Below are 13,307 nucleotides of genomic sequence, written 5' to 3'. Positions count from 1 at the left end.
AATTATTTACGTCCTGGGCGATGTCAAGGCACACCTTAAGGCGGCTGACCTAAATGAGGGTCTGAAAAATCTTGGCGTTCTGAACGAGCTGGAGTACGATGCCGTAGTTGAACAAACGATTCAGTTTTATGAAAGCAAGGGAGACACCTTCCAACGTGAGGATGCGATCCGAAATGCCAGCATTGCAGCCATGCAACTGATGCTAATCGCCAAGGATCTGGGCTGGGACACTTGCCCGATGCATAGCACAGAGGATGCGGTTTTTAAAGAAATGTTCGATGTATCGGACAATCTGATTCCAGTCATGATGATCGCTTTGGGCAAGTCGGCACCGGAAAGCTTCCGCCCGCGCGGCTACCGCAAGCCGGTTAATGAATTTGTTAAATATTACAACTAATCATTAAAGCGGGTTGGATCAGGAGAAAATGTCCTCGATCCAACCCGTTACTTATATCATCTTATGGTTCGATTCCCCATACAAGCTGATCATTTGCATAACCCGTCACCTGTTCATGGTCTGCAAACTGACTGCCTGAAGCTTTAAACGAGTAATCATTGCTTTGGTTGTAGTTAGACCAGTCGATTTTGGAGAAGCGCGTTTGAATTTCAGCGCTCTGCCCCGGATTCAGCGAGCCGGCAGCTGCCGTAAAGCCTATCTCCAAATAGTAATCAGCTCCGTTTACGGGTGCTGCCATTTTAACGAAGTTGCCGGTAACATTCGTATTCCCGATGCTGGCCCAATCGCACCAGAAGCTCTGTTCAAGCTCTCCGTCAATCGTATAGTAGTACCGGAGCTTTACATCCTTTAATGGAAGAGCTGCATCACCGGTGTTGATGACTTTGAATTTTGGTGAAATTCCGTTCGTTGAAACGCCTGTGTTGCCGTTAAAGGCTTGAACGGTTAGCGCTCCATCAGGCTCAGGAACAGTACTATCCACCACCTGCAAGGTTAGAACGGCATCATTTCCGGCACTAAAATGAAAAGTGATCACATTTTGACCCAGCGGCAGGGAGGAGAGATAGGATTTGTGCAGAACGATGGCCGTATTGGATTCTAAATAATGCTGACCTGATACCAGCGTATCATTTCCATGCGTTATGCTAGTGAGCTGATGTCCGTTTAAGGCAAGCGATACCGTGATATCCTGGGCACGATCTGCCGCCTTATCAAATGACGCACTTCCTGGCGAAATCGAAGCACTAGGCGTCGAATCCACGATACGCAGCTTTAATGAGGGATCCTTTCCCTGATTAAAGTCAAAGCTGAGCGAATGCTGACCCACCGGCAATTGCTCAAGGTAGGATTTTTTCAACACAAGGGTATTTCCACTCAACGTATAGTCCTGCATCTCCATTAAGGTATTAGAACCAGTCCGGACTGCGACCAACACATTGCCGTTAAAATTCACTGTGATGGCTTTGTCGCTTTGGTTAGGCCCGTATTTGTCGAATTCGATCTCAACGGGTGCAATCGACGCGCTGGGCGTGTTATCATCCACCGTTAAGTCAGGAAGCTCATCGAGCGTAATTACATATTCGCTTTGATACAAGGTTTTCAGCGTTGCCGGATAGTTAAAAGCTGAGCTCATCAGATGCTCGCCATACCAAGGGCAGAAATAAAGCCAGCCTGCTTTTTCCTCGGTCAGATTTTGGAGACTTGGCACGGTATCATTCTCCGTCATGGCTACCATTTTTTTGCCGCCGGTCAGATTAACCAACTGATAGAAAATGGAGGTGATGGCATCCTCATTAGGCACGCCGGACAATCCATCATAACGGTTGTAGATCGTATTGTATTTATCATAGCCGACCAGATCTACCTGATCATCACCTGGATACTATGCAGGGGAGGTGCTATAGACGTAGCTGTTGTAGGTCCAGATCAGATTGTGCAAGCCATACGTCTCTGTAAGCTCAGTATAGAGGAGGTCCCATAACTGCTTGTACACCTCGGCACCGGCCGAAGCCCACCAGAACCAAGCTCCTTCGCCGTTTAACCCGCCATTACCCTCAGCTTCATGATAGGGGCGAAACAGGACGGGGACATCTTCATTTTGCAGAATCAGCAGCTGCTCTGCCAAATCCTCTATGGTCATCATGACGTATTGATACTCTTTCGTACCCGGTATAACCGCGTTAGCTGTATTAAAATTAGTCTCCGTTGGCTTATAGGTAGCATCCTTCCAATCCACAAACTGTCCAAGCTGGTAGGAAGTAAAGTTGCGCGGGACATTAATATGCCAGCTCGCAGTTGCAATTCCTCCCCGGTTATTCACCCAATCGATCATTCGATCCGTGGTGCCGTCTTCCCAGCCATATAACGGGTTATAGTTCATAAAATCAAATCCGCGAATGGCCGGATATTTACCGGATAAATTGTAGATCCAATCGAATTCCAGCTCATAGTTGCCGTCATTCCCACTCCCGTAAATCTCTTGCTGGCCTGAGATTATATGGTGGCCATAGACCTCCGTGAGATAATTCATCAAGCGCTGGGCAGCCGGTGTCGCCTGCGGATCGGAGAGTACAGGCTGGACTACAAGGGGATCAAGATCGGCATAATCTATCGTGAAGGTATCAAAATAAGCAAATCCCCAACCTGCCTTGATCTCGATGGTATTGGTTCCTTGGTTCAGCTTATGAAAGCCAAAATCATAATCTGACCATGTGGTCGTATAGGGCAGCATGTAGGAGCCTTTGGTTACGCCATTGACAGTTAAATATTGAAGTCGGCCATCCGGGCTTAACTCCTGCATGTAGCGGGTAGAGATCTCATACATGCCGGTTTCAGGGACATTCAGGGTGAAGGTTAGGGTGCCTGAATTCTGCATCCAGACAAATCCGCTTCCGGAATATCCGGGCTTTTCTTGTCCGTAAATTTCAGTTGCCACCTGCAGATCAGACGAGAGCTGAGCATTTTCACATTCGACTGTGAAAAGCGGAGAGTCTGCATGGGCGGGGGCCGCCGCAAAGCCAAGCAACAGAGGGACGAACAACGTCATTGCGCTTACCATTTTGAGCAACTTTTTCATTTTCACCATTCCTTTCAATGTAAAAAAATGATAAATCATTGCACAAACTATCAATTCATGGATGCGCTTTCATAGAGAGCATATCATGAGTTCCATAATATGTAAACATGAACATTGTATGTTATTTTTGTGAGTAAGGAGCCTATCCTTAAAGCTATAAGGAGCTCTACGGCAGGGAAGATAATCCTTGAGTAATACTTACTTATAATTAAATGTTCTTTTGATTTGGCACATAGACGTATGCTTAACTGTATGTATAGAAGCTGTCGGCAGTAACTTCTCGTGAATACTGCAGTTAACGGGATACGTTGAAAGCCATATTCCTTTTAATTATAAGCTGAGTTTTGACATCTCACCGCAGAACAGCAGATTGTTAGGAGGCTGCTGTTCTACGGTATTTTTATGCCCCAAAAACGATTGGAGGACTTCATAATGAGAGAAATAAAGGCGGAATCTCTAACACAAGCGTTAAACAAAATGCTTGGTACAAGCGTAACTAGCGTCGAATTTCAAACCAAACAACTACATGGCGGTACAGTGGGGGACGTGCAGCTGGTAACGGGCAAAGCCAAAACTATGGACGGCACGGATATAAGCTACAAAATCATTTTAAAGGTACAGATGAAGTGGGAACGCTATGGCGATCCTGATTCTTGGCGCAGGGAATATGACTTCTATACATCCAATTTAGGCGCTCTGTTTTCTGAATCCTTCCGTTGGCCTGAATGCTATCATGTCGAAATGAACGAAGAAGAAAATGAAACGCAGATCTGGATGGAATATATCGACGGTATATCGGGTTTGAATTTAACCGGCCATATGTATGAGCGAGCGGCTGAAGAACTAGGGCGTTTTCAGGGCAGGTTATATGCCGAACAGCCCGCCTTTTTACAAAGCCTGGCCAATCTTAGTAGAGTGGATTATATGAAGAAATTCTATCTTCGTTATCGGTCATGGAATAGAGTGTACGATTATATACGCTCTAAGGATTGTGATTTTCCCAAGCATATCTGCAAAATGCTTATCGACATCGACGAAAACGCTTACGAAATTTTCCAGCGCATCGAAAAGCTGCCCGTCGTGCTGTGCCACAAGGATTTTTGGGTTACAAACATTTTGTATTCTAATGGCAATATTATAGTTATCGACTGGGATACCGCCGGGTGGGGCTACTTAGGCGAAGATATGACAAGCCTTCTTGCGGATGAAGCTGATGTTGAACACATGATAGAGTACTACCAGAGATGTATTCCTGCATATTATAAGGGATTTTCAGAATATGCAGATATTTTACATATATCAGATAACTGTATTTATGAGATGATTCTGCTTGCGTTCGGATACAGGCTTGTAGAATGGTATATGAACGCAACTTCACAAGACCCGCAGGATTCGAGCGGTGAAGGTCTACTGCACTTAAACACTTTGCAGAAGATTTATGAGATGAAGAGTGAGTGATAATTCACTTAGTCAGAAATCTCGTATGGGACTAAATTCCAGTAACAGGAGATCCAAATATGAGCGTTACGCTTAGACAGATTCAGATATGGGGAATAATTTAGTTGCATGGGAATTTCCGTACGGATCTGGAAGCAATCCTGAAATTAGATGAGTATTATAACTGAATATGATTAATGAGGAGATGAATGTGCAGTGAACGAATATGGCTAATCAATATAAAAGTGGGCCGTTGAAGCGATTAACCAATGCCATTCATCGATTCATTTACTACTTCTTCACAAAACCCGTATTTTGTACATATGTCTATATTAAAGCTTCACTTCATTTATTGCATGCTTCATCCCACTTATAGCAGCTGCCGAGATCAATTCTGTACTGGTTCGCTGAATCGAATAAATTAAAAAAACGCGCTGAACGCGGGTTCTTTCAAAGCTCGTTAGATTTTTGAGGACCTTATTTCTCTTGATCAATAGTTTCTTTAATCGGGGAATTCCCATTAATTACATCAAAGGCTAGGCCAATGGTTTGATCATTATCGAGAACTGCAATAACTACTTCAGCCACTTCTTCTTCCCGAGTGATGTTCTCATGGGGTAAATATTCCCCTATTTGAACAAGTCCGGTACCAGATTCATTTGATAAATATCCTGGAAATTGGTTTATATTTATCTGCTCCCTTTAATTTTTGAATTACTTCTCTTCCTATGTTTCCTTGATTTTAGATGTTAATGTAATGAATCTGTCATACTGTAGGATTTAACTCGTAATTCATCCATAGCCCGCCATCATCCAGCTATACTGGTTTTATGAATTTTATATGAAAATGACACAGCGGGCTTGCATCTGTAATTCGCTTCCTCACTCGCTTCTTTTTTCTAAAGACTGTTAAAAATATCGCGTTCATCTGTTTTTTGATTTCAGCATGATCGAGAGGCTTATGCTCTTCCTCCCATTTCCACGTTAACAGATTAAAGGCTTCTACAATCAGAAAAGCGAGCAAGTCAATGTCTGTATCCGTTCGATCCGTGACTTTAAGATGCAATAAAATTTTTGTCATTGTTTGGATTCGTTAACAATTTTTTTGATCAACTCTGAACTTAGCTGGTTTTCTCTAAAGTGAAGAAGATGATCTGTAATATCCTCGAAGTTAACGGCATTCATTAAAAAATCGTCTACCTTTTTTTCTTTATGCCGAACTTCTTCACCGATGATTTCTTTAAATAACGTTCGTTTCGAATCAACATAATAAATCAATTTTTATTGATTAATAATCCGGAATGAAACCCACGATGTGGGATCATGTACAACAGCCGCTTGGCCGATCTTCTAATTTCCGGAATATACAGCACAGTTCAGGTGATAATAATCGGTTTACTTCAGTATGATTTAACTCGTAATAGCTCCATGTTCCTTTCGTTTCCCTAAAAATCAAACCGGCGTCAAGCAAGATTTTTAAGTGATAAGAGAGTTTAGACTGAGGCATATTTACGATTTCAACCAAATCGCATACACATACGCTTCCCTTTTGAGTGAGCTCATACATAATCTGTAGACGTTTTTGATCAGCTAATGCTTTGAATTTGGCTTCATAGCTGGTAAAATTTACAGTTTCTTGAGTTTGTGAAAGAACTGGGAGTTCCCTAATCATGTAGAAATCACCTCCATTTAGCAGCAAGCTGGGCAGCAATTTGAATTTAATTGGAGAGCATTCCAGGCCGGGTCCTTGATCTTCTCCTCTTTCACGGTCATCCACTTCCATGCGTGCCTTGCTTTTTGTTCAATTTCTTTTTGTTGATGAAGCATGAGCCGTTCAAACGTGTAATAGTCAATCAATTAGATTAACCTCCATAAATCAATTTATTTTGATGAAAAAAATCGTAGCATGTGCAAATAGAAAAATCAAGATTTAATCAAAATAATTTGATTAAATGATTTGCTTACTCATTGTCAGTCAAAAAATGTGAACATGTATCTCGATATAATCACTTGCTAATATAATCAATTGATTATATGATGGGTTTGCATGTCAGTAATAAGTTTTAGAGAGGAGTGAAAAAATTTGGTTCTGACCGAGACATCGATCGTTGAGATATCAGAGACGTTGAAGTTACTTTCCGATAAGACTCGATTAACGATTGTAGCCCTACTAAAAGAACGTGAAATGTGCGTATGTGATATTGTTGATATTTTGGAGACAACACAGCCTAACATCAGTCAGCATCTGAAGAAACTAAAGTCGGGTGGTATCGTTAGCGAGACTCGCCGTAGTCAATGGATATATTACTCGCTTAACATGGGTGACAAGCCTTATTTACACGAAATCTTTAATCATCTTCCTTCCATGAAGGAGAAAATTGAGGCTCATCAACCGAATAGTTGTTGTTAAAATGGAGGTCTTATGCTCATCATCGCTTCAGCTATTTTTCTTGTTACTTTGATTTTTGTTATTTGGCAGCCTAAAGGGCTTGGAATTGGATGGTCCGCATGCGGCGGCGCGATTGTTGCTTTGGTTTGTGGGGTTGTTAGTTTTGAAGATGTCTGGGACGTGACACAGATTGTATGGAATGCCACACTTGCATTCGTTGCGGTAATTATGATCTCCTTGATCCTGGATGAGATTGGATTTTTCGAATGGGCTGCGCTCCATATGGCCCGTTTGGCCCGGGGGAATGGCAGTCTCATGTTTGTATATGTCGTTTTACTTGGTGCCGCAGTTGCCTTTTTCTTCGCAAATGACGGAGCTGCACTTATTTTAACGCCGATCGTACTTTCAATGGTAAGGGCACTCAAATTCGATGATCGGATGATCCTCCCTTTTATAATGGCTAGCGGATTTATTTCCGACACCGCTTCTCTGCCGCTGGTTGTAAGCAACTTGGTAAACATTGTCTCGTCCGATTTCTTTGGCGTTGGCTTTGTTGAGTATGCAAGCCACATGATCGTACCTACATTTTTCTCTGTCGCGGCCAGTTTGATTATGCTGTATGTATTGTACCGGAAAAGCATTCCTAAGCAATATGACCTATCCCAGCTGAAAAAACCAATAGATGCCATTAAAGATAAAAGAATGTTCAAGATTTCTTGGATCATCCTGGGTGTACTTCTAATTGCTTATTTAATTAGTGAATTCATTAAAGTTCCCGTATCCATCTTCGCAGGTGCTGTAGCCATCGTCTTTCTGCTGCTAGCTAAACAGAACCGGGAGATCCATACTTGGAAGCTTGTTAAAGGTGCTCCTTGGTCGATTGTTGTCTTCTCCATTGGGATGTATGTTGTCGTCTATGGACTTAGAAACGTGGGATTGACGGACCAGCTTGGCTTTATCTTTAAATGGGTAGGCGAACAAGGTGTATTCATCGCAACGGTTGGTACAGGATTTATAGCGGCTATCCTCTCCTCTATCATGAACAATATGCCTACGGTTATGATCAATGCATTAGCGATCGAAGGAACAAACTCAACGGGCATCTTGCAGGAGGCTTTCATTTACGCAAACGTAATTGGTTCTGATCTGGGTCCAAAAATAACTCCGATTGGCTCGCTTGCCACCCTGCTCTGGCTCCATGTTCTTTCTAGAAAAGGGGTTAAAATCTCATGGGGCGCCTACTTTAAGACAGGTATCGTCCTGACTATTCCAGTGCTGTTTATAACACTCTGTGGCTTGTACCTGTGGCTGAGAGTGATAGGGTAAATAAAAATTTGCATAAAGGGGATTTCAAAATGAACGATAAACCAATTGTCTATTTTTTGTGTACAGGAAACTCTTGCCGCAGCCAAATTGCCGACGGCTTTTTAAGGGCGCTGAGTGGAGAAAAATATGAAGTTAAAAGTGCCGGACTCGAAGCACACGGACTAAACCCGCGAGCTGTTCAAGTAATGAAAGAAGCTGGCATTGATATTAGTGGAAATAGTTCAGATGTGATCGATCCAGATATACTAAACCAAGCCACCTATGTCATAACATTGTGTGGACATGCTGATGAACATTGCCCTGTTATCATGAATCCGAATGTAATTAAATGGCATTGGGGCTTTGATGATCCGGCAAAGGCAACTGGTACTGAAGAAGACATCCTGACACAGTTCCGAAACGTTCGGGATGCTATAAAAAGTCGGATCGAATTATTTATTGGCCAGGGAAATTAGATCACAAAACGGTCTCTGCTTTTAAAGAGCAGAGGCCGTTTTGTTGAACCTTCACCATTTGAGCATTGATGCAAAAAAGGGAGAGAGCGGCTGCTTCAAATCGTGTTGCGTGAATTTCCTTATATTATTCTTTCACTTTTGTAAGTACACCATTTATAGTTTCGTATTTTCTTTTTTCATTTTTTTCCATTTTATTCATTATTTCTTCTTCCAGGTTAATTCCTAGAAGTTCTGAAAGTCCTATTAAGTAGAGTGCGACATCGGCCAACTCTTCCCCTAAATCATCTTTCTTTTTCCGATAAGCTTCACAAGCTTCCGATAATTCACCATATAAAAAGCAAAACTCTTGATATATATCCGTAACATTAAAGCCTTTCGCAATTTTATTCTCATAGACTCTTTTTTGTAATTGTAATAAATCAATCATTGTATTCTCACCTATCCTATATATGAATTATATGATAGGAATATTTTACTATACTTTAAATTAGCTTGCCCGTAAGTTTAACCCCAAACAGAAACAGCCACCTCCTCCCCAAGGGGCGGAAATGGCTGAAAGGGCGACGTGTTTGCTGTCAGCTCGCTTTTGCTGCGAGTTTCGTGCCGCGAACCGATGCCGCAGCGTAGACGACAAGCGCTGTCCAGATCAGCGCGAAGCCGATTAGAAGAACCGGTGAGACCGATTCCTTGAACACGAATATGCTAAGTAACAGCATGATCGTCGGCCCGATGTATTGGACGAAGCCAAGCGTGGACAGCGACATCCGGGCTGCCGCTCGCGCAAAGAAAAGCAGCGGCAGCGCCGTTACCACGCCGGAAAGAAGCAATTCGATGAATGTGGAAACAGGCAGCGTCCATGCGGTGGTCTTTCCCACAGCGGCTAAATAGATCCAATAGCCAAGTGCAACGGGCAGGACTACAGCCGTCTCTGACAGCAAGCCTACAGAAGCATCTTGTCCGATCTTCTTCTTCGCGAGGCCGTACAAGCCAAACGTCGCGGCCAGTGAGATTGAGATCCATGGGAACCGTCCATAGTCGATGGCGATGATAAGCACCGCGGCGCCAGCAATAGCAATCGCGAGCCATTGGCCACGGCTTGGCTTCTCACGAAGGAAGACTACCGCAAGCAGCACGTTCAGCAACGGGTTCAAATAATAGCCGAGGCTTGTCTCGACGACATGGTCATTGTTGACCGCCCAGATGAAGATGAGCCAATTAGCGGCGATCAGCAGTCCGCTAGCGGTGAGCGACAGCAGGAGCGAGCGGCTAGCCGCAATCCGCTTCATGTCACCCCAGCGACGCTGGACTGCGACGAGAATCCCCATAAAGACGAACGACCAGACAACCCGATGTGACAGAATCTCGCCTGCCGGCACATCGTTAAACAACTTCCAATACAGCGGGAGAACCCCCCACATGATATACGCGATAATAGCGTTAACCAAACCATTGTTCATAATCTACTTCCCTCTTCCCACTCCGATGTCTTTACGAATTATACGCCCCGATCATCGTTTAAGTAAAGGGATGTGCAAATATTTAACAGGTAAGGATCGATAAACCGCAAGCTGACCAGCCAATCAAAATGCATGATCAAACGCGCGTTCCATTTGATCAGCCTCTTTAGAAACTGCGAAGAAGACAAATGGCCCTGCCGTCTTCAGCACATGATTTTCGACCAAAAAATATTCATTCGGGCGATAGTCCTGGAATTTCGTTTTTTGCGCTTCGATTCGTTGCTTAATATTCTCTTCGACGCTTTCTGCCTGACTCTCATCCTTCATCTTGATGACGGCCAATTCGTCAGCTTTTACATTCGATATAGAAGTATAAAGAATAAAATCATCCACGCTGTCCACATCAATCTTATACAATTTCTGCAGCTTATTCAGATCCGCCTTTTTCATTTCTTTTAGGCTCACTGCCTGTTCGATACTTTCTCCGATTTCGATGGCCGAAAGCTGTTCTGAAGTCTTGTCATCCTTGCCAGCGCATCCAGATAAGACGCCAATTACGACAATTAATGCAAGCATAACGGGGTAAAGCCCATTTTTCACATTCCACAGTTTTTTCATTTGATCACTCCGCTAAATATTTTATGGATGGATCCTCAAAAAATGTATTTGCATTATAAAGCAATAGCATGTCTTGGATCCCCTGTTCGTTCACGAACGAGATTAAGTCGTCCTCATAATACCGCAGGTCTACCACATGAATTTCGCTAAAATGCTTTAACAAGAAAGGAATGAGGCTGTTGGCATACGAATCTTTGACTACCAGCAGCTTTCTTCCGTTCGTATTAGCCGTTTTAATTTGGATAAGCGCATGGTTACCGTTTAGAAACAACGCATATTTATCCTTCTCTTGCAGTTGCTCCATCGCATATAATGAATCCGTTATCCTCCCTTCGTCGTCATAGGTTACGGTATATTCCCCTTGATCTTTTGGCAAATACAGCTCTATACGATCAGGCTGTACATGTCTGAAGCCGCTTTTCGAAAAAAGCGACCCGTAAAATTCATCGGTTACTTGCCGGATATTAAATTCCTTCTCCTTTTGGGGTGTCAGCCCCATCTGCTTGCAGAGCTCTAAATAGGCGACATAAGCGCCTTGAGTCGTCCAATGATGATCGGTCTTATAAAATACAGGTTGATCACGCTCAGCATATAAACTTGGAAAAGCCTCAATAAAACGAATATCGTGATGCAGCAATTGCTGTACTTTTTTCAGGTATGCTTCTTGATCGCCGATGATAGCATATTTCGGAAGCATGTCTTTATATAGAGCTGCTGCTGTTGGCACCAGCATCACATATTTTTGCAATTCCGGTGTGACCTGATCAAACGCATGAATGGCATCGATCTTCTCCTTCAAATCCTCTTCTGCCGGGGGATTGAACTCCTGAATCAGATACCCGTCAGCTCCTAGGTAAACCCCATTACTCTCCTTTTTTCCCATGAGCCGGTCCGTATCGGTTTTTGCCCCGATCCAAAAGTCTCTGAAAACAAATTGGTCGGATACATACTTCTCGAAATCAGCAGTGAAATCTCCTGACAGCAAGGCTTTCAGCGAGAAATGCGGCACTTGCTGCAACATCCGGTTTTCCGAATCCGAAAATGTACGATCCGCCGCCAAAAGATTAAGAACTGCGATTACGCTTATAAACAGAAGCAGCAATAAGGCCAGCAATTTCTTTATAATGTTTTTGTAATTTCCCATGGCTGCCTCCTTTAAAATCGGAAATATAAAAACGGATTGTAGGTTTCATTAACCAAGTAAGCCGTCGACAAGACCAGGGATAGAAAATAGATAAGCGGAACGGTAAGGATACCGGCAACTCTCCTCTTTTCCTTCATGGAGGATAACAACTTTCCCGGAAGCGGAGTTGCACAGATCGCCAATACAACAAGCAATACAGCATTTGTAGACAAATCATAGAGAGCCTGCTGATCCGCAAATGCATGCCCACCGAAACCGAGCATTACGCCCATGAAACGCCAAACAGAGGCCAAATCCGCCATTTCGAACAATACCCAGCCGATCATAACGACCAGAAGCGTGTAGACATGGCTGACAAAAGCGGGTAAGCGTCCAAGACTTTGCAAAAGAAATCGTTTCTCGATGATCACAAAGAACCCGAAATACAAGCCCCATACGATAAAGTTCCAACTGGCGCCATGCCATAACCCGGTTAAAAACCATACGACCAGTAAATTCCGGAGCTGTTTCCTAAACCCTGACCTATTCCCGCCAAGCGGTATATACACGTACTCCCGAAACCAGCTGCCGAGCGAAATATGCCATCTGCGCCAAAATTCGGTTACACTTTTAGAAATGTAGGGATAACGGAAATTTTCCATGAAATCAAATCCGAACATTTTCCCCAGCCCCCGTGCCATATCCGAGTAACCGCTAAAATCAAAATAGATTTGCAGTGTAAATGCGGTAATGCCAAGCCAGGCGGAGAGTACGCTCAGTTCCTCGATCGGCGTCGCTTTAACACTCGCCCATAATAATCCGATGTTATTGGCCAGCAGCACTTTTTTGGCAAGCCCTCTGATGAACAGCTCGGCCCCTTCGCCAAAACGATCCAGAGTCACCTTTCGGGAAATAAGCTGCCCTGCAATATCGCCGTATTTAACAATGGGACCCGCTACAAGCTGCGGGAACATCGTCACATATGCCCCAAAAGAGATGAAATTCCTCTGTACCGGTACTTTATCCAAGTAAACATCAACGACATATGACATCGTTTGAAAGGTATAGAAAGATATGCCCACAGGGAGCGGCAGATCTGCTGCTTGGATATTCATATGAAACAATTGATTGAAGTTGTCCACGACAAAATCCGCATATTTGAAAAATCCAAGAATACCCAGACTGCCGGCCATCGAACCGATAAAAATCGATCTGGCAATCCGCTTCCGATGTCTATACTTATCGATCAGCAGCCCGTTGATATAATCGAAGACCGTGGAGAAGATCATGATGAAAATGTATAACGGCTCTCCCCATGCATAAAAAATCAGGCTGACAACAAGGAGGACAGCATTTCGAAATTTCATCGGAGATGCGTAATAGATCAGAATGGTGGCCGGCAGAAAGAGGAACAGAAATATTAGGCTGCTAAAGACCAATATTCACACCTCCGAGTTAGTTGATCCATAG

General features: G+C 43.5%; 12 protein-coding genes and 1 pseudogene. 5 read left to right on the top strand and 8 right to left on the bottom strand.

Translation table 11 applies throughout. From position 1 onward, the window contains the following. Positions 1–397 (top strand): nitroreductase family protein (locus TX85_RS26265; RefSeq protein ID WP_187375133.1); only part of this gene is annotated, 397 nt, incomplete at its 5' end. Between the two features lie 61 nt (positions 398–458). Here TX85_RS26265 and TX85_RS28175 read toward each other — a convergent pair. Both TX85_RS28175 and TX85_RS08525 read right to left on the bottom strand, forming a co-directional pair. After that, positions 459–1,217: a cellulose binding domain-containing protein gene (locus TX85_RS28175; protein ID WP_392391835.1), complete on the bottom strand. Its 759-nt coding sequence runs from the start codon at positions 1,215–1,217 to the stop codon at positions 459–461. Positions 1,218–1,238: 21 nt separating this feature from the next. Beyond that, positions 1,239–3,002, bottom strand: a pseudogene (locus TX85_RS08525) (glycosyl hydrolase); the annotation flags it as partial. 462 nt (positions 3,003–3,464) lie between these two features. Here TX85_RS08525 and TX85_RS08520 point away from each other — a divergent pair. Then, positions 3,465–4,490, top strand: a complete 1,026-nt coding sequence (locus tag TX85_RS08520) for an aminoglycoside phosphotransferase family protein (RefSeq protein ID WP_044478660.1) — start codon at positions 3,465–3,467, stop codon at positions 4,488–4,490. Between the two features lie 1,300 nt (positions 4,491–5,790). On the opposite strand, the gene TX85_RS08505 is transcribed toward TX85_RS08520, so the two are convergent. Beyond that, positions 5,791–6,141 carry an ArsR/SmtB family transcription factor gene (locus TX85_RS08505; RefSeq protein ID WP_044478657.1) on the bottom strand — a complete coding sequence of 117 codons (351 nt, stop codon included), beginning with the start codon at positions 6,139–6,141 and terminating at the stop codon, positions 5,791–5,793. A gap of 417 nt (positions 6,142–6,558) precedes the next feature. Here TX85_RS08505 and TX85_RS08500 point away from each other — a divergent pair, with 417 nt between their 5' ends. From TX85_RS08500 to arsC, 3 genes are read left to right on the top strand one after another with little or no spacing between them, the layout of a single operon-like run. Next, on the top strand, positions 6,559–6,879 hold the full coding sequence (locus TX85_RS08500; protein ID WP_044479917.1) for an ArsR/SmtB family transcription factor: 321 nt from the start codon (positions 6,559–6,561) through the stop codon (positions 6,877–6,879). Between the two features lie 12 nt (positions 6,880–6,891). Beyond that, on the top strand, positions 6,892–8,184 hold the full coding sequence (locus tag TX85_RS08495) for an arsenic transporter (RefSeq protein ID WP_044478656.1): 1,293 nt from the start codon (positions 6,892–6,894) through the stop codon (positions 8,182–8,184). 29 nt (positions 8,185–8,213) lie between these two features. After that, on the top strand, positions 8,214–8,639 hold the full coding sequence (gene arsC, locus TX85_RS08490) for an arsenate reductase (thioredoxin) (protein WP_044478655.1): 426 nt from the start codon (positions 8,214–8,216) through the stop codon (positions 8,637–8,639). 124 nt (positions 8,640–8,763) lie between these two features. Here arsC and TX85_RS08485 read toward each other — a convergent pair whose 3' ends face one another. From TX85_RS08485 to TX85_RS08465, 5 genes are all read right to left on the bottom strand, one after another. Next, positions 8,764–9,066, bottom strand: coding sequence for a MazG-like family protein (locus TX85_RS08485; protein WP_199558824.1), 303 nt, complete (start codon positions 9,064–9,066; stop codon positions 8,764–8,766). Between the two features lie 148 nt (positions 9,067–9,214). Then, entirely contained in the window at positions 9,215–10,096 is an 882-nt protein-coding gene (gene rarD, locus TX85_RS08480; protein WP_044478654.1) for an EamA family transporter RarD, read from the bottom strand. Between the two features lie 123 nt (positions 10,097–10,219). Continuing rightward, positions 10,220–10,714, bottom strand: a complete 495-nt coding sequence (locus TX85_RS08475; protein ID WP_044478653.1) for a DUF4358 domain-containing protein — start codon at positions 10,712–10,714, stop codon at positions 10,220–10,222. Between the two features lie 4 nt (positions 10,715–10,718). After that, entirely contained in the window at positions 10,719–11,858 is a 1,140-nt protein-coding gene (locus tag TX85_RS08470; protein ID WP_044478652.1) for a DHHW family protein, read from the bottom strand. A gap of 11 nt (positions 11,859–11,869) precedes the next feature. After that, positions 11,870–13,276 (bottom strand): MBOAT family O-acyltransferase, encoded by a 1,407-nt coding sequence (locus TX85_RS08465; RefSeq protein ID WP_044478651.1) that lies wholly within the window; start codon positions 13,274–13,276, stop codon positions 11,870–11,872. Positions 13,277–13,307 lie beyond the last annotated feature (31 nt).

It is taken from the genome of Paenibacillus antibioticophila (assembly GCF_000455265.1).
GTDB lineage: Bacteria > Bacillota > Bacilli > Paenibacillales > Paenibacillaceae > Fontibacillus > Fontibacillus antibioticophila.
Note: the sequence above shows the minus strand (reverse complement) of the source record. Positions and strands in the feature narration are given on the sequence as shown.

What these genes read in the sequence shown, in the direction of transcription:
- TX85_RS08520 (WP_044478660.1), top strand. Translation starts at nt 3,465, where the DNA reads ATGAGAGAAATAAAGGCGGAATCTCTAACACAAGCGTTAAACAAAATG.
- TX85_RS08505 (WP_044478657.1), bottom strand. Translation starts at nt 6,141, where the DNA reads ATGATTAGGGAACTCCCAGTTCTTTCACAAACTCAAGAAACTGTAAAT.
- TX85_RS08495 (WP_044478656.1), top strand. Translation starts at nt 6,892, where the DNA reads ATGCTCATCATCGCTTCAGCTATTTTTCTTGTTACTTTGATTTTTGTT.
- arsC (WP_044478655.1), top strand. Translation starts at nt 8,214, where the DNA reads ATGAACGATAAACCAATTGTCTATTTTTTGTGTACAGGAAACTCTTGC.
- TX85_RS08485 (WP_199558824.1), bottom strand. Translation starts at nt 9,066, where the DNA reads ATGATTGATTTATTACAATTACAAAAAAGAGTCTATGAGAATAAAATT.
- rarD (WP_044478654.1), bottom strand. Translation starts at nt 10,096, where the DNA reads ATGAACAATGGTTTGGTTAACGCTATTATCGCGTATATCATGTGGGGG.
- TX85_RS08475 (WP_044478653.1), bottom strand. Translation starts at nt 10,714, where the DNA reads ATGAAAAAACTGTGGAATGTGAAAAATGGGCTTTACCCCGTTATGCTT.
- TX85_RS08470 (WP_044478652.1), bottom strand. Translation starts at nt 11,858, where the DNA reads ATGGGAAATTACAAAAACATTATAAAGAAATTGCTGGCCTTATTGCTG.